Annotated in this window: 18 protein-coding genes and 1 tRNA gene; 9 read left to right on the top strand and 10 right to left on the bottom strand. The window is 75.0% G+C overall.

Annotated features, from left to right (window positions below):
• Positions 1-132: 132 nt before the first annotated feature.
• The 8 genes from ACFZBX_RS06295 to ACFZBX_RS06260 form a co-directional block, all read right to left on the bottom strand.
• On the bottom strand, positions 133-1,611 hold the full coding sequence (locus tag ACFZBX_RS06295; protein WP_391531773.1) for a hypothetical protein: 1,479 nt from the start codon (positions 1,609-1,611) through the stop codon (positions 133-135).
• Positions 1,608-2,297 (bottom strand): RNA polymerase sigma factor, encoded by a 690-nt coding sequence (locus ACFZBX_RS06290; protein ID WP_391531772.1) that lies wholly within the window; start codon positions 2,295-2,297, stop codon positions 1,608-1,610. The genes ACFZBX_RS06295 and ACFZBX_RS06290 overlap by 4 nt, the downstream gene beginning before the upstream one ends.
• Before the next feature lie 111 nt (positions 2,298-2,408).
• Positions 2,409-3,659 (bottom strand): hypothetical protein, encoded by a 1,251-nt coding sequence (locus ACFZBX_RS06285; RefSeq protein ID WP_391531771.1) that lies wholly within the window; start codon positions 3,657-3,659, stop codon positions 2,409-2,411.
• Between the two features lie 239 nt (positions 3,660-3,898).
• A complete protein-coding gene (locus tag ACFZBX_RS06280; protein WP_391531770.1) occupies positions 3,899-4,348 on the bottom strand; it encodes a TipAS antibiotic-recognition domain-containing protein in 450 nt (149 codons plus the stop codon).
• A complete protein-coding gene (locus ACFZBX_RS06275; protein ID WP_391531769.1) occupies positions 4,296-5,648 on the bottom strand; it encodes an LPXTG cell wall anchor domain-containing protein in 1,353 nt (450 codons plus the stop codon). Before ACFZBX_RS06275 ends, ACFZBX_RS06280 begins: the two co-directional genes overlap by 53 nt.
• Positions 5,649-5,959: 311 nt before the next feature.
• On the bottom strand, positions 5,960-6,961 hold the full coding sequence (locus ACFZBX_RS06270; protein WP_391531785.1) for an NAD(P)-dependent oxidoreductase: 1,002 nt from the start codon (positions 6,959-6,961) through the stop codon (positions 5,960-5,962).
• Positions 6,962-6,973: 12 nt separating this feature from the next.
• The gene (locus ACFZBX_RS06265) at positions 6,974-7,387 is read right to left on the bottom strand and encodes a hypothetical protein (RefSeq protein ID WP_391531768.1); all 414 of its coding nucleotides are present in this window, start codon (positions 7,385-7,387) and stop codon (positions 6,974-6,976) included.
• A gap of 226 nt (positions 7,388-7,613) precedes the next feature.
• Complete coding sequence (locus ACFZBX_RS06260) at positions 7,614-8,177, bottom strand: heme-binding protein (protein WP_391531767.1); 564 nt, start codon at positions 8,175-8,177, stop codon at positions 7,614-7,616.
• 202 nt (positions 8,178-8,379) lie between these two features.
• Between ACFZBX_RS06260 and ACFZBX_RS06255 the strand changes: the two genes are divergently transcribed.
• The 7 genes from ACFZBX_RS06255 to ACFZBX_RS06225 all read left to right on the top strand — a co-directional run bounded on the left by ACFZBX_RS06255 (position 8,380) and on the right by ACFZBX_RS06225 (position 19,102).
• Entirely contained in the window at positions 8,380-9,654 is a 1,275-nt protein-coding gene (locus tag ACFZBX_RS06255) for a sensor histidine kinase (protein ID WP_391531766.1), read from the top strand.
• 26 nt (positions 9,655-9,680) lie between these two features.
• On the top strand, positions 9,681-10,328 hold the full coding sequence (locus ACFZBX_RS06250; RefSeq protein ID WP_391531765.1) for a response regulator: 648 nt from the start codon (positions 9,681-9,683) through the stop codon (positions 10,326-10,328).
• A gap of 413 nt (positions 10,329-10,741) precedes the next feature.
• A complete protein-coding gene (locus ACFZBX_RS06245; RefSeq protein ID WP_391531764.1) occupies positions 10,742-11,002 on the top strand; it encodes a TetR/AcrR family transcriptional regulator C-terminal domain-containing protein in 261 nt (86 codons plus the stop codon).
• A gap of 76 nt (positions 11,003-11,078) precedes the next feature.
• A complete protein-coding gene (locus ACFZBX_RS06240) occupies positions 11,079-14,429 on the top strand; it encodes a BTAD domain-containing putative transcriptional regulator (RefSeq protein ID WP_391531763.1) in 3,351 nt (1,116 codons plus the stop codon).
• Between the two features lie 80 nt (positions 14,430-14,509).
• Entirely contained in the window at positions 14,510-15,805 is a 1,296-nt protein-coding gene (locus tag ACFZBX_RS06235; protein WP_391531762.1) for an MFS transporter, read from the top strand.
• Between the two features lie 192 nt (positions 15,806-15,997).
• Positions 15,998-17,878: an FAD/NAD(P)-binding protein gene (locus tag ACFZBX_RS06230; protein ID WP_391531761.1), complete on the top strand. Its 1,881-nt coding sequence runs from the start codon at positions 15,998-16,000 to the stop codon at positions 17,876-17,878.
• On the top strand, positions 17,879-19,102 hold the full coding sequence (locus ACFZBX_RS06225; RefSeq protein WP_391531760.1) for a putative PEP-binding protein: 1,224 nt from the start codon (positions 17,879-17,881) through the stop codon (positions 19,100-19,102). It abuts the gene before it with no gap.
• 59 nt (positions 19,103-19,161) lie between these two features.
• Here the strand turns inward: ACFZBX_RS06225 and ACFZBX_RS06220 are convergent.
• Positions 19,162-19,235, bottom strand: a tRNA-Gly gene (locus ACFZBX_RS06220).
• A 277-nt stretch (positions 19,236-19,512) separates the two neighbouring features.
• On the opposite strand from ACFZBX_RS06220, the gene ACFZBX_RS06215 reads away from it, so the two are divergent.
• Positions 19,513-19,734 (top strand): hypothetical protein, encoded by a 222-nt coding sequence (locus ACFZBX_RS06215; protein ID WP_199839558.1) that lies wholly within the window; start codon positions 19,513-19,515, stop codon positions 19,732-19,734.
• A gap of 82 nt (positions 19,735-19,816) precedes the next feature.
• Positions 19,817-20,392: a dCTP deaminase gene (dcd, locus tag ACFZBX_RS06210; protein ID WP_391531759.1), complete on the top strand. Its 576-nt coding sequence runs from the start codon at positions 19,817-19,819 to the stop codon at positions 20,390-20,392.
• 82 nt (positions 20,393-20,474) lie between these two features.
• Here the strand turns inward: dcd and ACFZBX_RS06205 are convergent, their stop codons facing one another.
• Complete coding sequence (locus ACFZBX_RS06205; protein WP_391531758.1) at positions 20,475-21,365, bottom strand: metal-dependent hydrolase; 891 nt, start codon at positions 21,363-21,365, stop codon at positions 20,475-20,477.
• Positions 21,366-21,386: the final 21 nt, after the last annotated feature.

Raw genomic sequence — 21,386 nt, 5'->3', positions numbered from 1 at the left:
TGTACCTCTCGGCCGGCCTGCGGGTGGGCGCCGAGGAGGTCGAGCGGTGGATGCCCTCGCTGTCCGGTGCCCACGGGCGCGCCAGCACGGCCCCGCGTGTCCGGACCGCCGTCGGCGCTCAGGGAGGCGCGGTCACCGGGCCGAGGAGGTGAACCCCGGGCGGATGACCACCGGCTTGGCGGCCTGGCCGTCCCCCTTGGCCCCCACCATCAGGTCGAACCGGTAGAGGTCGTGCGGCCAGTCGTCCGGCGCGCTGAGCCGGAACGAGAAGGACGTCGACTCCTGGGGACGGACCAGCCGCTCCAGCAGGGAGGTGTCGACCGTCCACGTCCCCTGCCCGTTCGGGACGACCGGCAGCGTGCGCGCCCCCTCCGCGCCGTACTGGGCCTGGACCACGATCCTTCCCAGCACCTCCGGTCCGCTCATCACCAGCGTCGGGACCACCGAGGCCAGCGGCGCCGTCCCCGGATTGCGGACGTTCATGGTGAACGGCACCTGGTCCCGGCCGGCCGTCCCGGCGGCGCCCGGCTGGGCGGTGATCGTGACCTCCGGCGCCCTCCGGCCGGCGGCGGGGGCGCTGGTCAGCCGGACGGCGGTCAGCGCCGACGCCTCCTCGGTGCGCTGCGGCACCGACGGCAGCAGGGCCAGGGCCTCGATCAGCAGGGTCCCCTCCGCGCTGTCGATCCAGGGGTCCAGCCGGTAGCGGACCGTCCGGGAGGCCCCCGGGGCCAGCGCGAACGCCACTGCGTCGCCCGAGGCCAGGTAGGCGCCGGACGCCTCGGTCAGCGGGACCTCCGTCCAGCCGCCCTCGTCCTCGCGCTGCAACTGGGCGCGCACCGTGCGGTCGGCGCCGACCGGGTCGGTCAGCGCCCGGACCGACACCACCGGCGCCACCGTCGTGTACGCCTGCTGGGTGGTGTTCTGCCAGGTCACCGAGAACGTCACCCAGCCGGCGCCGACGATCGCGTCCCTGCCCGCCAGTCCGTCGAAGCTCAGCGCGATGCCCTGGGACGGGCGGTCCTGCCCCGCGCCCGCGGCGGTGGACGGCTCGCCGCCGGGCGGCGCGCCGCCCGCCGTCCCGCCCTGCTGCGGGGCGGCCGTCCCCGCGCCCCCCGGCCGGGCGTCCCCCGCACCGCCGGAGCCCCCCGCGCCGCCGGCTCCGCCCGCACCCCCGGGGGCGGCCGCCGCGTCCGTACCGGCCGCCCCCGGGGCCAGGCCCTCGCCCGGCGTCCCGGCCGGACGGCCGGCCTCGCCGGGGTGCTGCGCGGTCGGCGACGCGTCCGTCCCCAGGGTCGGGTCGGGGCTGCCGCTCATCGTCGCCGCCGGCGCGTCGTCGCCCTTGTCGGCGAGGGTGTCGGAGGGAACGGTCAGCACGCCGATGACCGTCGCCGCGACCAGCCCCATCAACGGCAGGCCCACCAGATAGGCGGGCCGGCGGCGCGAGCGCGGCCCCCGGGGCGGGGCGGCCGGGCGCAGGTTCTGGCTGGTGATCCCGGCGACGCGGGCCGCCATGGCCTCCCGGAGCAGCCGCTCCACGGGGGACTCGCCGCTCGGGCCCGGACGGCCGTCGCCGTGCTCCCCGTCGGCCGTGGGGCGCCGCTCGTCGCTCATCGGGCGTCCTCCAGCTTCTTCTCCAGGGCGTCCAGGGCCCGGCTGGCGGTGGACTTCACGGTGCCCCGGGAGACCCCGAGGATCTCCGCGATCTCCGACTCCGACAGGTCGGACCAGTAGCGCAGCACCAGCACCTCGCGCTGGCGCGGGGGCAGCAACTGCAGGGCGACCAGCACCCGACGGTGCTCGTCGTGGAGCACCGCGTGGTCCTCCGCCGACGGCGCGTCCGCCTCGTGGGGCGGCACGTACTCACGGGCCGTGCGGCGGCGGCGCAGCACCGACCTGGCGCCGTTGACCACGGCGGTGCGCAGGTAGGCCAGCGCGTTCTCCAGGTCCTCCAGCTGTTCGCCGTGCCGCTGGTAGAGCTTGGCGAAGGCCTCCTGCACGACGTCCTCCGCCTGGTCCTGGTGGTCGACCAGCAGCACCGCGAGGCGGACCAGGCTGAGCCGGTGGGTGAGGTAGAGGTCGGTCAGCGTCGGCCCGGCCTCGCCCGCCCGGCCGCCGCCGGGCAGCAGACGGAACCCGGCGCGGCGCTGTCCGGCCGACCGCGCGGGGACCGGGACGTCGAGCACCTCGCCGCCCGCGCCCTGCGCCTCCCTGGCGCCGAACAGCAGCCGCACCAGCCCGCGCAGGGTCCGCACCCGCCCCTGGGCGGCCCGCTCGGCCGGCCCGATGGCCATGGACATCCGTCATCGCTTTCCCCCCGACGGTGGGCCGGCGGGGCGCCGGTGCGTCAGGACTCGTCATGGGGTGGCCGGTCCCCCGCGGGGAGCCGGCCGGCCGGGTCGCCGCCCCGGCTAGAACGGCACCTTCGGCATGTCCTCCGGCATCCAGGTCATCCGCGGCTTGAACTTCCGCGCCGGGAGGGCCTCGCCGTCGAACGTTCCGCCCACCTCGATCTCCAGGCCGTTGCCCGCGGTCCAGCCCTTCGGCAGGTTGAACCGGAACGGGTACGCGATGGTCTCCCCCGGCGCCAGCGCCCGGGTCAGGCCCGTGGTGTCCAGCTCGACCAGGCCGTCCGCGTCGAGAGTGCCCGGGAGGCGGCGCCATTCGCCGTCCGCCAGCACCTCGGCGATCAGGTCCTCCGGCACCAGGCCGTGCCGGAGGCCCGGACCGACCGGGTCGGTCACCACGAGGGCCGGGGCGACCGCGCGGTCGCCGGACGCGTCCAGGTTGGTCAGCTCCAGCGTCAGCTCGGACGCCACCCGGCCGACGACCATGTCGGTCGGCTTCGTCATCGCCAGCCGGACCGGCCGGGCCACCGTCACGTTCACCCGGACGTCGGCGCCGCCGGCCCTGACCGTCCTGGCACCGCGGCGGACCCAGCCCTCGGCCGTGATCGGCAGCCGGCCCGCCAGGGCGCCGTCGACCAGGGTCAGCCGGTAGCGGACCGTCCGGCTCTCCCCCGGGTCGAGCGCGAAGGCGCCCTGCTGGGGGCCGCTGCCCACGCCCGGCTGGTTGAGCTTCACCTCGCGCCACTCGTCGAGGTCCTTGCGGTCCAGCGTCCCCTTGACCGGCGCCCCCGGGCGGGCGGCGGCGGTCGGATGGTCGTACGGGAGCACCCGGACCACCGGGACGACCTCGTCGTAGCGCTGCCCGGTGGTGTTGGTCCAGGTCACCTGGAAGTCGAGGTAGCTGCCGTCGGCGCGGGTCTCCCAGCCGCCGGAGAGCGGGCGGATCGCGACGTCGACCTGCTCGGCGGCCCCGTTGGGCAGCTCCCCCGGCCAGGTCGGGGCGCCGGCGGCGGGGAGGAACCCGCCCGCCGGAGCGCCGCCCGGGCCCGGCACCGGAACCGGGGCGGCCCCGGGCGGCGCGGGAGCGGCGGGCCCGGCCGCGAACACCGCGGCGAACACCGGCGCGGACGCCTCGGGCACCGGCGCGACCATCGTCGAGCGCATCGACGCCGCCCCGCCCGGCGCCGCCTCCGCGGGTACCGGGGCGATGCTGACCCCGGTCTCGGCCGGGAGCAGCGCGTAGCCGGCCGCACCGGCGACGACGGCCGCCAGCGGAACGGTGCTGACGAGACGCCGGACAGTGGACGGGCGCATGGTGGGTTCCCCGTGGTAGTCGGACTCGGCCTGGACGAGGCCCGGCTCCGGCCCGGTCGCAGCCGCGCCGGATCGGCCCTCACCCTTTCAGACGTCCAAGTGCCGCCGGGGTTGCGGGGCGTTCGAAGAAAATTTCGCACTGTCCGGAACGATCGGTGTCCCACCGACTCCGATCGTTCCGGTCGGGACGGCGGCGCGCCGCCCGCCGGCCGCCGTCCGCCACGCCTGCCCGCCGGCCGTTACTCCTGCCCGCCACCGCACAGGTCCGCGTTGGCGGGCATGGCGTCGTGCCGCCACTGGGCGAGGCCCGGGGCGAGGTCCTCGTAGACCTTCGTGAAGCGCGGGTCGGCCAGGTACATCCCGGCGATGCCGCGGTGGATCTCGAAGGTGCCGTCGTGGAGGTTCTCGCGGATGTGCTGCCGGTGGGCCTCGGCGGCGTCCGTGGCGGCGCCGCCGTCGGTGAAGAGCTCGGCCAGGCGGGCGTTGAGCGCGTCCGTCTCGGCCTTGATCCGCTCCCGGTCGGCCTTGTCGTCAGGGTCAAGTCCGATTCCGGCGCGGCCGGGAACGGAACCGCCCGTGCCCCCGGCGGACCGGGGACACGGGCGGGCTTGGTGCGTCGTGGCGCGGCGGCGGGGGTCAGCCCTGCTGCGCGGTGCGACGGCGGCGGAGCACCACCAGGGTGCCGACACCGGCCGCGAGGACGGCGCCGCCGGCGATCGCGATGCCGGTGGTGTCGTCACCGCCACCGGTGACGGCCAGGGCCTTGTCCGCGTTGGACCGGGCCTGGACGACGGCCTCCGGAGTGATCGGCATCGGCGCGATGGCCGGGACCTTCACCGGGAAGTCGATCGGCTGACGGGCACCGGTCTCGTCGTCGCCCTCGGTGTCGCCGGGGGCGGCCGGGGTCGTCGGGGCGGCGGTGGGGGCGGTCGGCGAGGCGCTCGTGCCCGAGGTCGGCGAGGTGCTCGGCGACGCGCTCGGCGACGCGCTCGGCGAGGCGCTGCCCGACGGCGTCGTGGTCTCGGTCGGCGTACCGCTCGGGGTGGCGCTCGGCGTCGTGCTCGACGTGGCGGTCGGCGTCGCGGTCGCGGACGGCGTGGCGGTGGCCGACGGGGTGCCGGTCGCCGACGGGCTGGTGCTCGTGCTCGGCGTGGCCGTGGCCGTGGTCGTGGCGCTCGGGCTGCCGGTCGGGGTCGGGGTCGCAGTGGCGGACGGCGTCGTGGTCGCCGACGGCGAGGTGGTCGGCTTGCCGGTCGGGCTCGCGCTCGGGGTGGTCGGCTTGGCGGTGGTCGGCGTCGCGGTGGGGCTCGGCTTCGGACCGCCCCCGGCCACGATCTTGAAGCGGTCGCCGCACGAGCCGTCACCGAGGAACTCGCCCTGCCCGGACGGCTTGTTGCCCTCCGCCTTCGCGGCGAAGACCACCGGAACGACGCCGGCCGTGCCGAGCGGCGCGTCCTTGGTGACCGAGACCCGCACGGTGACGGTGAGGCTGCTGCCCTTGTTGACCGCGAGCAGCGAGTTCTTGTAGTCGGGCAGGCTCCCGTCGATGAGCTTGGCGAGCAGGAACAGCACGCCGTCGTCGTCGCTCTCGCCACCGCCCGGCGCGGGCTTGGCCGGCAGCCAGGCCTTCGTCTTGTCCAGCCCGTCGGGCAACTGGTACTCGACCTTGAGGTGCTCGCCGCGCAGCGAGCCCTTGGGGTTCTTGAACTTGAGCAGCGGGTAGTAGACGAAGTCGTGCTTGGTGTTGTTGTCGACGGTGAAGTTGAACAGCTTGGTGTCACCGCCGGCCACGAAGGTGCGCGGCACCCCGTCCAGCGACAGGTCGAGCGCGCGGGCGCTCGCCTTGTCGGCCTGCGGCGCAGCGGCAGCGGCGGGCGACGATCCGGTGGTGGCGGCGGCCACCGCGCCCTGGGCGCCGGCCAGCGCCATCGAGGCGGCCAGCGCGGCGGCGCCGGCCAGGGCGAGACTGCGAGGTACGGAGATGGACAAGGGAGACCTCACGAGAGTGTCCGGGCGCGGCCCGGGGGCGCGAAAGGACCAGGCGGCAGTCCGAGCCGCGATCCCCCCGCGAAGCTGAAAGTCCGACGGAGACTACCGAAGCCTCCGGCGGCTCCGGAAGGCGGGTGCCGGTTTCCGCCCGATCGCCGGCCCGCTCTGCCCGATTGGCCCAACTCTGCCCCGTGACAGGGGTTTTGTTCTGCCTCGCCCGATGCTCCGGCGAAGCCCCGCGAGCCCGCGCCGCCCCCGCCGGCCCCCTCGCCGCGCCCTGTCCCGGCCCTTCCCGGCCCTTCCCGGCCGCGCTACTCCGGGAGCCCGGCCCGCCGCCGCGCGACGGCCGCGACCGCGGCCCAGTCCTTCTCGCCGTCCCCGTGCGCCAGCGCGTCCAGGAACGCGTCCCGAAGCACGCTGCCGAACGGCAGCGGCACATGCGTCGCCGCACCGGCGGAGAGCGCGAGATCGACGTCCTTGAGCCCGAGCGGCAGCTTGAACCCGGCGGGCTCGTAACGGCGTTCGGCGACCATCGAGCCGTACCCGGAGTAGATCGGCCCCGGGAAGAGCGTCCCGCTGAGCATCTCGATCAGATCGGTCGGCCGGACCCCGTTGGCCTCGGCCAGGCTGCACGCCTCGGCCATCGACTCGATCGCACAGGCCAGCAGGAAGTTGGTGCTGATCTTGGCGGTGTTGGCCTGGCCCGGGCGCTCACCGAAGTGCCAGACGCGCCGGCCCATCGCGGCGAACAGCGGCTCGACCGCCGCCAGCGACTCCGCGCTCCCGGCGGCCAGGATGTTGAGCTCCCCCGCCTCGGCCACTGGCGGGCGGCCGAGCACCGGCGCGGCGACGTACCCGATGCCGTACTCGGCGTGCAGGGCCTCGGCACGCTCGGCCAGGGCGACCGAGACGGTGGCCATGTTGACGTGCACGCGGGCCGTGGCGGCCTCCAGCAGGGCGGGGTCGAGCAGCAGGCGCTCCACGGCGGCGTCGTTGGCGAGCATCGAGACGACCACGTCGGCGGCGAAGGCGTCGGCCGGTCCGTCGGCGGCCAGCGCGCCCCTGCCGACCATGGCGGCCACCGCTCCGGGCGAGCGGTTCCAGACCCGGACGGTGTGCCCGGCCTTCACCAGGTTGGCGGCCATGCCCTGGCCCATCGCGCCCAGTCCGACGAAGCCGACCGTCATCCCGCTCATCGCGCACTCCCGCTGTCGTCCGGCGGCCGGAGCGGTCGTCCGGCCACGATCAGCCGACTGTACGTCAGCTCGCCGGGCCGCCCGGGTGCCGGGTGGCCCGGGCCGCCGTACGCTCAGGCCGCCGGGCGGTCAGGCCGCGGCAGCGTGCCGCCCGTCCGCCGAGCCGGCCTCCAGGTGCGCGACGACCCGGTGGCGCAGCAGCTGGTACTGGGCCTGCAGCCGGCCCGGGCGCTGCGGGCGGGCGACCGGCCGGCCGGGGCCGACCCGCTCGTCCGGGCCGAAGCGCGAGCGGGCCATGTCGACCTCGGCGCCGGCCGCGGACCGGTTCCACCAGTGCAGGTCGGTGCGGACCCCGCCGGTGTACACCTCGCCCATCATCAGCTCGCCGCCGAGCAGGTCGTGCACCACCAGGGCGGTCGCCCGGCACTGGCCGTGGGCGGGATTGTCGGGACGCCAGTGGGCCTGGTCCTCGGGCGCGCAGGTGTCGACACCCCAGGATGAGCGGATCGCACGTTCGATGTCGTTGAGGGTCCACGCCGTCATAGCGGGAAGCCTGCCACGCGGCACCGACAGCGGCAGCGGCTTTTCCGCCGGCGACCCCGTGTTCTGCGGCGACCCGGGCGACCTTCACCCGTACGGGGAGCACGCCGGGGGCGGTGGGGCGCGCCGGGGCGGTCGGGGGTCCGCCCCGGCGCGCGGGCCGGCCGCGCGCCCTCGGCGACGGCCGGTGCCCGGTCGGCCGGTCCCGTCGGCCGGTGCCCGTTCGGTGCTACTTGGTGAGCGCCTCGACGCCCGCCTGCGCGAACTGCTCGTCCAGGTCGCCGCTCGGCGCGCCCGCGACACCGATGCCCGCCACCGGCGCGCCCTTGGACTGCACCGGGGCGCCGCCGGCCAGGAACAGCGTGTTCGGGATGTCCTTGAGGTTCGGCGCCTGCGCGAGGCGCTTGGTCAGCTCCGAGGTGGGCGCGTTCCAGGAGACCGCCGTGTACGCCTTGCGGACCGCCGACTCCGGCGACTGCGGGCCGGCGCCGTCGCCCTTGAGCAGCACCCTGGTGACGCCGTCGCGGTCGACGACCGCCACCGAGACGCGCTGGCCCGCCTTGGCGGCCGCGTCCAGGGTGGCCTGGGCGGCCCTGGTGGCGGCCTCGATGGTCAGGCCGGTGGTCTGGGCGAGGTTCTTGTTCTGGGCGTCGGTCCTGACCGCGGCCGCTGCGACGGCCGGGGTGTCGGTGGCCTCGGCGCTCGCCGAGACGGCGCCGACGGTGGCGGCGGCCAGCGCGGCGGCGGCGACGGTGCCGGTCAGCACCTTGGCTCGAACGGAGGTCTTCTTCATGGTCCGGCTCCTCGTCGGATGGCGGTGGGGGGAACGGATTCGATCCTTCGTTCCAGGCCCCCCGCGCCACATCGGCGGTCCGGACACCGCGCCCGGGCATGATGGACGACGGACCCGTCAGCCGATCGGTCGATGCGGCACCCGGCCGGACGGGTCACCATCGAAGGATCACCCCGGCCCGGAGAGAGCGAGGAGCGGCCCCGTGCACCACCCCGGCCCCCTCTCCTCCCCGCCCGCCCGGCCCGCCCCGCCCGCCGCCCTCGACCCGGACGCCGGCCGGCTGGCCGTGCTGCTCGACTCCGCGTTCCTCCTCCTGCTCGCCACCTCGCTCAGCCGCTACCTCACCCACCACCCGGACAACCCGCGCGTCCCCTGGGTGCTCGCGCTGAGCGCCGCGCTGGCCGTCGTCCAGCCGGTCGGCTCCTGGCTCGCCCACCGCCGCCCGCCCGCCCCCGGGCAGCGCCGCCGCCCCTGGCCGCTGGCCGTGGTGACCGTGCTCTGGGTGGTCCTGGTGCTGCTGGCGCCGAGCTTCGCCTGGTGCGCCGTCCCGCTGGTCTACACGGCCCTGCGGACGCTGCCCACGCCCGCGGCGGTCCCGCTGGTCGCGGCGCTCACCCTGCTGGTGGTCGTCGGCGAGGCCCGGCTGCCGGGCCCGGTGGACGCCAACCTCCTGCTGCTGCCGCCCGCCGTCGCCGCGCTGGCCACCGGCGTCTTCCTGTACATGGAGCGGCAGGCCGGACGGCAGCGCGCGCTGATCGCCGACCTGGTCCGCACCCGGCGCGAACTCGCCGCCACCGAGCGGCGGGAGGGCACGCTGGCCGAGCGGGAACGGCTGGCGATGGAGATCCACGACACCCTCGCCCAGGGCCTGTCCAGCCAGCAGATGCTGCTCCAGGCCGCCGACCGCACCTGGGACGGCGACCAGGCCACCGCCCGGGGCCATGTCCGCACCGCCGCCGAGGTGGCCGCCAGGAACCTCGCCGAGGCCCGCCGCTTCGTCCACGACCTCGCGCCCGCCGAGCTCGCCGACGGCCGCACCCTGGACCAGGCGCTGCGCTCGCTCGCCGGGCGGGAGTCCGCCGAGAGCGGGCTGCCGGTCCGCTTCCACCTGGACGGCGCGCCGGTGCCGCTGCCGGCCGCCGCGCAGTCGGCGCTGCTGCGGATCGCCCAGGGGGCGCTGGCCAACGTCCGGGAGCACGCCGGGGCCTCGGCCGCCGCGCTGACCCTCTCCTTCCTCGGCGACCAGGCCGTCCTGGACATCGCCGACGACGGCCGCGGCTTCACCCCCTCCGCTCCGCCGTCCGCCTCCTCCTCCGCCGCTTCCTCCGCCCCCTCCTCCGCCACCGGCCGCGGCCACGGCCTGCCGGCCATGCGCGCCCGGCTGCGCCAGCTGGGCGGCACCCTGACCGTGGAGAGCGCGCCCGGCGAGGGCACCGTGGTCTCCGCGGCCGTCCCGCTCACCCCCGACCGCCGATAGCACCCGCCAGTACCTGGAGCCGTCCGATGAACTCCTCCGCCCCCGCCCCGTCCCCGGTCCGGCTGCTGGTCTGCGACGACCACGCCGTGGTCCGGGCCGGTCTGCTCGCCCTGCTGGCCAGCGCCGGCGACATCGAGGTGGTCGGCGAGGCGAGCAGCGGAGAGGAGGCGGTCGGGCTGGCTGCCCGGCTGGCCCCGCAGGTGGTGCTGATGGACCTCCAGCTCGGCGACGGCATCGACGGTGTGGAGGCCACCCGGCGGATCACCGCCGCCCCGGACGCCCCGCACGTCCTGGTGCTGACCACGTACGACACCGACGCCGACATCACCCGGGCGATCGGCGCGGGCGCGACCGGCTACCTGCTGAAGGCCGAGCGCCCGGAGGAGCTGTTCGCCGCGGTGCACTCGGCCGCGCAGGGGCGCACCGTGCTCTCGCCGCCGGTCGCCTCCCGGGTGATGGCGCAGATGCGGGCCCCGGCGCCGCAGCTCACCGAGCGGGAGACGGACATCCTCGCCCAGCTCGCCCAGGGGCTCGGCAACCGGGAGATCGCCCGTGCGCTGTTCATCAGCGAGGCGACCGTCAAGACCCACCTGGGCCGGATCTACGACAAGTTGGGCGTCGACACCCGGGCGGGTGCGGTGGCCGTCGCCAAGGAACGCCGGCTGCTCCGCTGATACCGACATTCCGTTCGGATTATCCGATTCCGAACATACGTCCCGGTCCCATCGGCCCCGGCCGCCCACCCTCCCCCGGAAACCGGCTCTCACCGGCCTTTTCTCCCGGCCCACCGGGCCACCCCTTGCCATCCCGAGCACCATCGCCGATCGTTGGTGGTTCATGGTTCGGGCATTGACAAACCAACCATGCGGTTTGTTACCGTAATGATCAACGACGCCCCACCTCAAGGGGGCTTGCCGGGCCTGTGCGGAGCGCTCTCGCCGGAGAGTGTCGCCAGGGGGGACGGCGGGAGTCCGGGGCGATCGGGGGGAGCGGCGAAGAGCCGCGCGTCGACGCGGCGCGGAGCGAGTCCGGGGGGACTCGCTCCGCGCCTCCCTGCTTTCCGCACCCCGTTTCCCATCCACGCCGCATGCCGGAGAAGCGCCGGGCCATCGCCCGCCCGGATGAGCACGGCAACCTCCCGCCCGACGTCCTCGCCGCCTGGCTCGCCGCCCAGGGCCTGATCACCGTCGACGACCCCGACCAGGCCGCCACCCACTTCACCCTCCTGACCTTCAGCGGCGCGGCCGACCAGTCCTTCCACGGCGCCGTCCCGCTCTCCGACGCCGCCCTCCGCACCACCGTCACCACCGGCGTCCGCGCCTTCCTCCGCCGCTACCCCCGTCCCTGACCCCCCGGGCACCCCCGACGGCCCTTGTCCGGCGGATTGGTCCAGTCCACACTGATCATCGGACGAGGGGGACGCCATGGCGGAAGGGACGGCGGACGGGCCCGAGGCGTTCGGCGGACGGCTCCAGGCGCTCCGCGGGCGGGCCGGGCTGAGCCAGCAGACGGCCGCGGAGCGCGCCGGGATCAGCACCAGGGCGCTGCGCGACATCGAGCACGGGCGGGTCCGGCGGCCCCGGACGGACACCCTGCGCCGGCTTGCCGAGGTGCTGGAGCTGACCGGCGGCGAGCTGGCGGACCTGCTGACCGCCGCCCGCACCGAACCGGCGCGCGGCGCCGGGCGGCCGAGGCTGCTGGTCCTCGGCCCGCTCGTCCTCCAGCACGGCCGCACCCCGGTCCCGGTCACCGGCCCGATGGTGCGCCGCCTGCTCGGCCTGCTGGCGCTCAAGCACCCCGGGCCCGCCACCCGGCAGGAGATCACCGACACCCTCTGGCCGTCCGGACCGCCCGGCTCCCACCAGAGCCTCGTCCACGGCTACGTCAGCCAGGTCCGCCGGCTGCTGGACCCCGACGGCCCGCGGAGCGCCCCGCCGCCCACCGTCGTCCGCACGCCCACCGGCTACCGGCTGGACGCGCCCCCGGGCGACATCGACCTCGGCCGGTTCGACGAACTGCTGGACCGGGCCCGGCACCGGTTCCGCGAACCGGGCCCCGCCGGCGCCGAAGCGAGCGCGTTCGAGTCGCTGACGCGGGCCCTGCGGTGCTGGCGGGGCCCGGTGCTCGCGGACGCCGACCCGGTGCTGCGCCGGCACCCGGCCGCGGTGGCGGCCGACGAACGGCGGGTCAGGGCCGCCCTGTTGCACGCGGACGCAGCGCTGCGGCTGCGCCGGTCCGAGCAGGCCGTCCCGCTGCTGTCGGACCTGGTGGCCGCCGAGCCGCTGCACGAGGGCCTGCACGCCCGGCTGATCCTCGCCCTCGCGAGCTGCGGGGAACAGGCCGCCGCACTCGCCGTGTTCGGCCGCCTGCGCGACCGGCTCGACGAGGAGTTGGGCATCGCGCCCGGCCCGGAGGTCCACGACGCCCGTCTGCGGGTGCTGCGCCGGCAGCCGCCCCTCGCCCCGGCCGTCGCTCCGGCCGTCGGCCCGGCGCCCACCGCCTCCACCCCCGCCCCGGTCCCGGCCCAACTGCCCGCCGCGACCGGCCTCCACGTCGGGCGGAAGCGGCAACTGGCGGAGCTGGACGCCCTCGTCGCCCCCGGCCCGGCGCGGCGACCGCACCTGGTGACGGTGGTCGGCCCGCCCGGCGTCGGCAAGACCGCGCTCGTCTCGCACTGGGCGCACGCGCAACGCCGGCACTTCGCGGACGGACAGCTGTTCGCCGACCTGCGCGGCCACAGCCGGCTCCCGGCGCTGCGCCCCGGCGACGTCCTGGCACAGTTCCTCCGGGCGCTGGGCGTGCGGCCCGACCGGCTGCCCACGGACCAGGACGAGGCCGCGGCGCTGTACCGCACGCTGCTCGCCGGCCGGCGGATGCTGATCGTGCTGGACGACGCGCGCGACGCCGAGCAGGTCAGGCCGCTGATCCCGGGCGCCCCGGGCTGCGCCGTGCTGATCACCAGCCGCGGCCGGCTCGCCGGGCTGGTGGCCGGAGACGGCGCCCGCCGGCTCGGACTGGACGTGCTCGGCCCGGACGAGGCCCGTCAACTGCTGGGCGGCACCGTCGGCGCGTGCCGGGTCGCGGCCGAGCCGGAGGCGGCAGGCGAACTCGTCCGGCTCTGCGGCGGCCTGCCGCTGGCCCTCCGGATCGCCGGCGCCAACCTGGTCTCCCGCGGCACCGGGATCGCCGAGTACTGCGCCGAGTTGGCGGACGGCGACGTGCTCGGCCGGCTGAGCGTCGAAGGGGACCTGCGCTCGACCGTGCGGGCCGCGTTCGACCTCTCCTACCGCGCGCTCCCGGCCGCGTCCCGGCGGATGTTCCGGCTCCTCGGCCTGACGCCCGGCCCGGACCTCACCGCGGACGGCGCCGCCGCACTGGCCGGGGTGACCCCGGCCGCGGCGTCCGCGCTGCTGGCGGGCCTGGCCGACGCCCACCTGGTGCGGGAACGGGCGGCCGGCCGGTTCGGGCTGCACGACCTGCTGCGCTGCTACGCCCGCGACCTGGCCGGTGCCACCGAGGCGCACGCCGCCCGCCGGCGGCTCTTCGACTGGTACCTGCACCGCACCGACGCGGCAGCCCGGCTGCTGCTCCCCGTCACGCCCGTCGAGGACACCGGCTCGGCACCGCTGTCTCCGCCACCGTTCGCGGACCACGGCCGGGCCGCGGAGTGGCTGGAGCACGAGCGCGAGAACCTGGCCGGCGCCGTCCTGGAGGCCTCCCGCTCCGGCTTCGGCGCCGTCGCCGGCCGACTGGCCGGGAACCTGCACGGCTGTCTGTCGACCGGCATGCACAGCGGCGACTGCTCCGAGGCCGCCGCCGCCCGGCCGCGCCGCCCCGGGCCCGGCCGCCGGGAGGGCGCCGACGACGACCTCGCCACCCTCGGCCTGGTCTGCTGGAAGCTCGGCCGGCTGCACGAGGCCGCCGAGCACTTCACCCAGGTGGCCCGGCACTTCCACGACCTCGACGCGGCCCGGGCCGAGGCGGTCTCGCACACCAACCTGGGCGTCGTCCACCGGGCGCTGGGACGCCCCGGCGACGCGATCCGGGTCCTCGGCGACACCCTCCCGCTCCATCTGCGCGACGGCAACAGGTTCAGCGAGACGGTCGCCCTGAACGGCCTCTCCGGCGCCTACACCGACCTGGGCGACACCGTCACCGGCCGGCTGCTGGCCCACGCCGCGCTCGCCGCCGCGCGGACGCTGCGCAACCGGGCGCTGGAGGCCAACGCCCACCTGGCGCTCGGCGCCGCGCAGGAGCGCGCCCACCAGCCCGCCGACGCGGCCGACAGCTACCGGGAGGCGCTGCGCCTGGCCGAGTCGGTGAACGACCGGTTCCCGCAGGCCGCCGCGCTCGTCGGACTCGCGACGGTCCAGGCCCGGCTGGACCCGCGGGCCGCCCTGCGCACCGCCGAGCACGCCGTCGAGTTCTCCCGCGAGGCGCGGTTCCGGATGCTCGAAGGCTGCGCGCTCGACGCGCTGGCCAGCGTCCGGGTGCGGCTGGGCGAGTCGCGGACCGCCCTGGAGAGCGGACGCGCCGCCCTCGCCGTGCACCGCGAGACCGGCCACCGGCCCGGCGAGGCGCGCAGCCACCTGGCGCTCGGCCACGCGCAGGCGGCCCTCGGCGCGCGGAGCCGGGCGTTCGGCCACTGGCGCGAGTCACGGCGGCTCTCCCGGGCGATGGCCGTCGGCGGAACTGCCGCCCCGGCAGTTTCCCCGGTTCTTCCGGTCCGGCCGCCGGAGCGCAGGACCTGCGACGAAACCGCAGGTCGGCGCTAGTACGGCCGAGGCGTCCGGCGCCTGCCGGCCTCCGGTCCGGCTACCGGAGGCCCACCGGTCCGCCTCCCTACGGTGGCCGCATGGACGACCTCCTGACCCACCGCCCCTGCGAAACACCTGCGACCGGAACACCTGCGACCGACGCACCCCCGACCGAAGCGCCCCTGGCCGAAGCGCCCCCGACCCCGCAACCCGCCATCTGGTCCCGCAACTTCCGGTACTACTTCACCGCCCGCAGCGCCGGCCTGCTCAGCTGGGCGATGCTGCCGGTCGCCGTCTCGGCCGGCCTGCTCAGCGGCGGCCACGGCCTGGACACCGCCGGGTACGCGATGGCCTTCCTGGTGGGCCCGTTCGCCGGCCTGGTGCTGTTCGGCGGCGTACTCGCCGACCGGTTCACCGCCCGCCGGATGATGATCGCCGCCGACCTGGCCAACCTCACCGCGCACGTCCTGCTCGCCCTGCTGTTCCTCCACGGCGTCGACCGGCTCTGGCAGTTGTACGCGCTGCTGGTGGTGGCCGGCACCGCCAACGCGATGTTCCAGCCGGGCGCCGGCTCGACCGTCCCGCTGGTCGCCCGCGACGTCCAGGGCGCCAACGGCGTGCTGCGCACCTCCGAGGCGCTCACCGGGCTGGGCGGCCCGGCGCTGGCCGGCGTCCTGGTCGGGCTCGGCGACACCGCCTGGGTGATGGTGATCTCCGCCGTCGCCTACGGGACCAGCGCCGTCTGCCTGTTCGCGCTCCGGCTCGGGACGGTGCCCGCCCCGCCGGCCGGCGGCGGCCTCTGGCACAACCTGGCGGTCGGCTGGCGGGAGTTCCGCGCCCGCAGCTGGCTCTGGGGCGTGATCGCGATCTGGATGGTCTTCGCGGTGCTCTCCTGGGGCCCGCAACTGTCGGTGGCCGCCGGCGTCATCGTCCCCGAGCACGGCGCCACCGCCTTCGGCCTGCTCAACTGCGCCCTGGGCGCGGGCACGGTGGCCGGCGGCCTGCTGGCGATCCGCTACAAGCCGGCCCGCCCGCTCGCCGCCGGAGCCGTGGCGATGCTGGCCTTCCCCCTCTACCCGCTCGGCATCGTCCTCGGCTGGCCGCTCTGGCTGCTCGCCGGCGCCCAGGTCGCGGTCGGCGCCGGCACCGGCGTCTGGGGCGTCATGTGGGCCACCAGCGTCCAGACCCAGGTCCCCGGCGAGGTGCTCAACCGCGTCCACGCCTACGAGGTGGCCGGCTCCGTCGGCATGTACCCCATCGGCAGCGCCCTCGCCGGCCCCGCCGCCCACGCCTTCGGCACCGACAGCGTCCTCCTCCTCGGCGCGGTCGTCGCCCTCCTCACCACCACCGCCCTCCTGACCGCCCGCCCCATCCGCACCCTCGCCCGCGTCTGACCTCGCCCCCGGCAGCGCCAAAAGCCCGACAGGCGAACTGTTCTCAGGCCATTCTGGGCTCATGAACCAACTCCGGACGCGATCTCCTCAGGATCACCGGCCGGAGCACGAAGTCACACTCCATCAGCAGCCCCTGGCACCCGGCGCGAGACCACAGAGCCGGGTGCCGTCGCTCGAACGGAAGGCTTCACCATGAGCCGCACAGGCACGTGTCCAAGAGTTCTCATAGTCGGGGCGGGCCTGGCCGGCACCGCCACGGCGATCCGACTGCTCCGCTTCGCGCGCGGGCCGCTCGAAATCGTCCTGCTCGAACGGCGCTCCGACTACCGGTCCGCCGGTGTCGCCTACCACCGGGACGGCAACCCCTGGGACCATGTGTTCAACATCCAGGCGGGCCGGATGTCGGTGTTCCGGGAGGACGTCCTCGACTTCGTCCGCTGGGCCAACGCCGAAGCCGACCGCCGGGACTGGCCGGCGCCCTGGGACGGGTTCGAGTTCGTCGAGCAGGGCCCGGCGCCCCGGCGGATCTTCCATGACTACCTGATCGACCGGCTGGCCGAGGCCGCCCGGGAGGCGTGTCCCGGCGTCGTGCTCGTCGAAGCGGACGGCGAGGCGGTCGACATCGACGTACGCCCCACCGGCGTCGAGGTGACGGTGCGTCGCCCTGCCACGGACGGCGAGGCCGGGCCGGACGCGGAAGCGACCACCCTGTTCGCCGAGCACGTCGTCCTGGCGACCGGCCTCGAACTCAGGGATCCGCCCTTCGCCGCCGGCGTCGTCGAGCACCCGTCCTTCGTCAGGAACCCGTACTCCGCGGACGGCGTCCGCAGGCTCGTGGCGCTCCCGCCCGAGGCGACCGTCGCGATCGTCGGATCCGTGCTGAGCGCGTACGACTCGGCGGGCCTGCTGCTGCGCCAGGGTCACACCGGAAGGATCCATCTGATCTCCAAGACCGGGACGATGTTCCGCACGTACCCCGGCGGGCACGAGCACGCGGTCCTGCAACTGCCCTGCCCGAAGACGCTGCTGGAGCCCTACCGCAACCGCGAGGAGTTCCTCGCCCGGATCCGCTCCGAGTGGGAGACGGCGAACGCGACGGTCGTCCGGGAACACCCCGGAATCGACCCGACGGTGATCGCGGAACGGGTGACCAAGGCGTGGGAGCCGCATCTCCCCAAGGTCATCGAACGCATTCCCTCCGCGGAACTGCGGCGCCTGCTGGACGAGTTCGGTACCGCGATAGCCGCACTCCGGGTCGGCGCCGTGGAGTACACGATGGCCGTCATCGAACGCGCGATCCACCCGGTGGACGGGACGGTGAAGCTGGTCGTCGGAAATGTGGAGGCGATCTCGCCCGCGGATTCGGGGCGGCTGGTCGTCTCGGTCACGGCCACGGAGGAGAAACACGCCATCGAGGCCGACCTCGTGGTGTCCAACTTCGGCCGCGAGTCGGACTACAGCAGGGTCGACCGGTCGCTCTGGCGCAATCTCCTCCGGAAGGGGCTCGCGGTCCCCCATGAACGCACCGCGCGCGGCCTGGAGGTCGACGAACACGGAACGCTGCTGAACCAGGGCGGGGAACCGGCCGGCCCGATCTCCGCGGTAGGCGTGCTGAGAGAGGGCGACGAGATCGTGCGGCGCGGCCGGACCGGCGCGTTCGCCTTCAATCTCGCCGCCATCAAGAACCATTCAATCGCGGTCGCCGCGCGGGTGATCGAGCAGCTGGAACTGCGTGAAGGCGACTTGGCACGGGATTTGGCTCATTACCGTGGCTGCGTCAGCAACACGGAGGAAGCGACCCCGGACGGATTCGAGGAGGCTGTTGTCCTGGAGGTGGGGAGGTTGGCCACCCGGGCCCGAAGTGAGCGAGAACTGCTCGGTTCCCGGTTGGACGCCTGCATCCGGTCCATGGGCGAACTTCCGTCCCTCCCGATGGCTGCTCACCGGCACGACCGCCTGATGAGGGCGGTCGTCAACCGAGCCGCCGTCGAACGACTCACTGACGTCTCCGTGACGCCACGGCAGTTGCGTCGACAACTCGGGATTTCGGACACCGAGCATCTGGAGGGCTAGTTGAACGGGCGACGGATTCAGGGATTCCTACTGACCGGTGGCACACAGAGTGTTCTGCAAGGCACCTGTAACCGCACAAGAGGTCCACTCGACGGATCCATTCTCGTCGCCCCTTCCCTCGATGCGGGTCTGTACGACGCGATAGTGGCATCGCGCGCGGTCATCTGCGGTTCCGGCGGGCTGACCGGCCACATGCAGTCCCTCTGCCGGGGCAGAGGCATTCCGGTGCTCCGCGTCGACCAGGCGGACCTCGCCGACCTGGTCGGCGAGGTGACCCTGAACCTGGCGAGCCAGACCGTCTTCCTCGGCTCCGACGCGGGCGCCGGGGCCGCGGGCGCGGGGGCCGGGAGTCCTTCCCTGGAGGACCTCGGCTCGGCGTGCGCGGTCATCGCGGACCTCCAGGACATCCAGACGATCAACTCGTGCGGGCCGAAGGCGAAGCGGGTCGAGTCCTTCTTCATCCGCGAGGAGTTCCTCTGCCTGGCGGCGGGCCTGCGCCCGCTCGACGCCCTGCACGGCAGCCCCGCCGACATCGCGGCCTACGGGCTGGCCGTCGCGGACCGGCTGTGCACCTTCGTCGAGGCGCTCCTGCCCGACCAGCGGCTGGTCCTGAGGCTTCTCGACCTGCGCTCCGACCACGCCGCCGGCGTCACCGAACAGGCCCCGGTAGCGGTCGAACCGAACCCCGAGCTGGGCCTGCACGGCGCCCGCTGGCTGCTCGGCTCGGCCGCCTACCGGGACGCCCTGCACGCCGTCCTCGGCTCCCTGCGCGCGCGGCTCGGCGATGACGCGGGCCGCGTGCACCTCTCGATCCCGTTCCTCAACGACGCGAAGGAGTTCACCCGGCTCATGGCGCATCTGGAGTTACCCGCCGGCGTGCCCGTGGCCGCGTTCATCGAAACGCCCGCGGCCGTGCACGCCACCCGGGCACTCTGCGCCGCGGGCGCCAGCGAGCTGTTCGTCGGCACGAAGGACCTGGTGCAGTTCTACCTGGCCGCCGACCGGACCAACCACCTGGTGGCCGACTCCTACCAGACCCGCCACCCCGCCGTCCTGGACGGAGTACAGCGCGTGGTGGAGTCCGCACGCGCCGCGGACACCCCGGTACGGGTGTTCTCCCTGGGCGCGGACCTCGCCCACTACCTGGAACGCGTACCGACCCCGGACGGCTACATGATGTGCACCGCCGAACTCCGTCAGGTGATGCTCCAGTCCCAGCCCTGATCCGGTACCGCCCCGGACAACAGAGAAGCCGCAGGTCGCTGACCTGCGGCTTCTCGATATGGAGCGGGCGACGAGAATCGAACTCGCGCTCTAAGCTTGGGAAGCTCATGTTCTACCATTAAACTACGCCCGCCTGATGAGCCGTCAGAGACCGCTCGATCTGTCCCTCACTGTACCCCATCCGTGACCGCGGCCGCACAGGTGGGCGGGGTTGTGGCGGAGGGGCGGAGGGGGCGGGCGGGGGCGTACTGTGTGGGCCGCGTGAGAGTGCCCCGGCGGGTGGGGGCGGGGCGGCGAGCCTTGGTGTGGAATGTCCGGTACATCCCCTAATGTGACGCTGGTCCCGGGGGCTCCGCCGTTCGGGGCGATGAGTACGGGTGAGTACTGGGGTAAGGATGGGAAGGGGACCGATGGAGCAGCGCGCCGTCGTTCGTTGTGCCGAGGGGCACCTGTTCAGCACCACCACGTTCCCGATGCAGAACCTCGGACCCGGCCGGCTGGGGCCCGGGCGGCTGATCAGGTGTCCGCAGTGCGGACGGCTGCGGAGCTCGGTGCTGGCCGATGTGCGGGAGCTGTCCGAGCCGCAACTGGCCCGGGCACTGCGGCTGGAGGCCGCGGAGTTCCTCGCCTGACGAGGGCGGACACGGGAGAGAAGTGACAGCCGCGGCCCCGGGCGATTCGTCCGGGGCCGCGTCGTGCACGTAACCTCGAAGCGTGCTGCTCTCTGACAAGGACATCCGGACCGAGATCGACAACGGCCGGGTGGTGATCGATCCGTTCGACCCCGCGATGGTCCAGCCGTCGAGCATCGACGTGCGCCTGGACCGCTTCTTCCGGGTCTTCGAGAACCACCGCTATCCGCACATCGACCCCTCCGAGGAGCAGCCGGACCTGACCCGGCTGGTCGAGCCGGAGGGCGACGAGGCGTTCATCCTGCACCCGGGCGAGTTCGTGCTGGCGTCGACCTACGAGGTCATCACGCTGCCGGACGACGTCGCCTCGCGGCTGGAGGGCAAGTCCAGCCTGGGCCGGCTCGGGCTGCTGACGCACTCCACGGCGGGCTTCATCGACCCGGGCTTCAGCGGGCACGTCACGCTGGAGCTGTCGAACGTCGCGACCCTGCCGATCAAGCTCTACCCGGGGATGAAGATCGGGCAGCTCTGCCTGTTCCGGCTCTCCTCGCCCTCGGAGCACCCGTACGGCTCGGAGCGGTACGGCTCCCGCTACCAGGGGCAGCGCGGTCCGACGCCGTCGCGGTCCTTCCTGAACTTCCACCGGACCGAGGTCTGAGCCGGGCGAACGCCTGAGCCGGACGAGAGCGGCACGGTGCGGGCGGTCACCCCTGGGAAAGGGGTGACCGCCCGCCGGCGTGTCAGGCCCGCTTCGGGCGGGTGACGGCGACCAGCTCGCTGCCGTCCTCGGAGAGCCGCAGCTCGGTGCGGAGCTCGGCCAGCTCGCCCAGGTGGTGCAGGTGGGTGCCGCCGCAGAAGATCCGCGCCGCGCCCTCGGGCAGCTCGCAGTGCCACTGGCGGCGGGCGGTCAGCTCCGGGCCGGGGACGTCGATGCGCACCGGGGCGTCGGCGGCCACCCAGGCGGCCAGCCGGCGGTTGACGGCCTCGGTGAGCGCGGGGAGGGCGTCGGCGAGGGCCGGGAGCTCCTCGGTGGCCTCGGTGGTGAAGCCCTTCTTGCGCAGCGACTTGCCGAGCCGGTAGGTGTCGGTGCTCGCCTCGGTGTCCATCACCGAGCTCGCCATGGCGAGGCTGTCGAAGTCCGGGTGGCCGAAGGCGTCGGCGCGGCCCGGGTCCTTGCGCCAGCGCGGCGCGAGCGCCTCGTTGAGGGCGAGGGCGAGCAGGTGGCAGCCGCTGTGCGAGGCGCTGAGCGCGGCGCGGCGCCCGGCGTCGACGGTGAGGACGGCGCTGCGGCCGACGAGGTCGCCCGGGTCGGCCGCGAGGACGTGCAGGACCAGCCAGGACCACTCCTCGTCGCCGCGCCGGACCGGGATGTCGGCGCCGGCCAGCGGGGCGCCGCCGTCCGGGCCCACCGCGCCGGTGAGGCAGTCGACGACGGCCAGTTCGACGCCGTCCACGGTGAGCGTGCCGAGGTCGGCCGGCTGGTCGGGCCAGGTGTGGTCGAGCGGGTGGAACGGGGTCGCCCCGGTGACCACGGCGTAGCGGCCGTCGGCCAGCGGGTGCACCGCGAGCACCGTCGACTCGCCGGTCACCGCCCCGGCCGGGAAGCTGACGTGGGTGGTGGGGAGGGTCATGCCTGGCTCCGTGCGGGTGAG

Origin of the sequence: Kitasatospora sp. NPDC008115, from assembly GCF_042957205.1 — a bacterium.
GTDB lineage: Bacteria > Actinomycetota > Actinomycetes > Streptomycetales > Streptomycetaceae > Kitasatospora.
The sequence above is the reverse complement of the archived record's forward strand: the minus strand, read 5'-3'. Positions and strand labels throughout refer to the sequence as shown.

What these genes read in the sequence shown, in the direction of transcription:
- ACFZBX_RS06295 (WP_391531773.1), bottom strand. Translation starts at nt 1,611, where the DNA reads ATGAGCGACGAGCGGCGCCCCACGGCCGACGGGGAGCACGGCGACGGC.
- ACFZBX_RS06290 (WP_391531772.1), bottom strand. Translation starts at nt 2,297, where the DNA reads ATGTCCATGGCCATCGGGCCGGCCGAGCGGGCCGCCCAGGGGCGGGTG.
- ACFZBX_RS06285 (WP_391531771.1), bottom strand. Translation starts at nt 3,659, where the DNA reads ATGCGCCCGTCCACTGTCCGGCGTCTCGTCAGCACCGTTCCGCTGGCG.
- ACFZBX_RS06265 (WP_391531768.1), bottom strand. Translation starts at nt 7,387, where the DNA reads ATGACGGCGTGGACCCTCAACGACATCGAACGTGCGATCCGCTCATCC.
- ACFZBX_RS06260 (WP_391531767.1), bottom strand. Translation starts at nt 8,177, where the DNA reads ATGAAGAAGACCTCCGTTCGAGCCAAGGTGCTGACCGGCACCGTCGCC.
- ACFZBX_RS06250 (WP_391531765.1), top strand. Translation starts at nt 9,681, where the DNA reads ATGAACTCCTCCGCCCCCGCCCCGTCCCCGGTCCGGCTGCTGGTCTGC.
- ACFZBX_RS06245 (WP_391531764.1), top strand. Translation starts at nt 10,742, where the DNA reads ATGCCGGAGAAGCGCCGGGCCATCGCCCGCCCGGATGAGCACGGCAAC.
- ACFZBX_RS06240 (WP_391531763.1), top strand. Translation starts at nt 11,079, where the DNA reads ATGGCGGAAGGGACGGCGGACGGGCCCGAGGCGTTCGGCGGACGGCTC.
- ACFZBX_RS06235 (WP_391531762.1), top strand. Translation starts at nt 14,510, where the DNA reads ATGGACGACCTCCTGACCCACCGCCCCTGCGAAACACCTGCGACCGGA.
- ACFZBX_RS06230 (WP_391531761.1), top strand. Translation starts at nt 15,998, where the DNA reads ATGAGCCGCACAGGCACGTGTCCAAGAGTTCTCATAGTCGGGGCGGGC.
- ACFZBX_RS06215 (WP_199839558.1), top strand. Translation starts at nt 19,513, where the DNA reads ATGGAGCAGCGCGCCGTCGTTCGTTGTGCCGAGGGGCACCTGTTCAGC.
- ACFZBX_RS06205 (WP_391531758.1), bottom strand. Translation starts at nt 21,365, where the DNA reads ATGACCCTCCCCACCACCCACGTCAGCTTCCCGGCCGGGGCGGTGACC.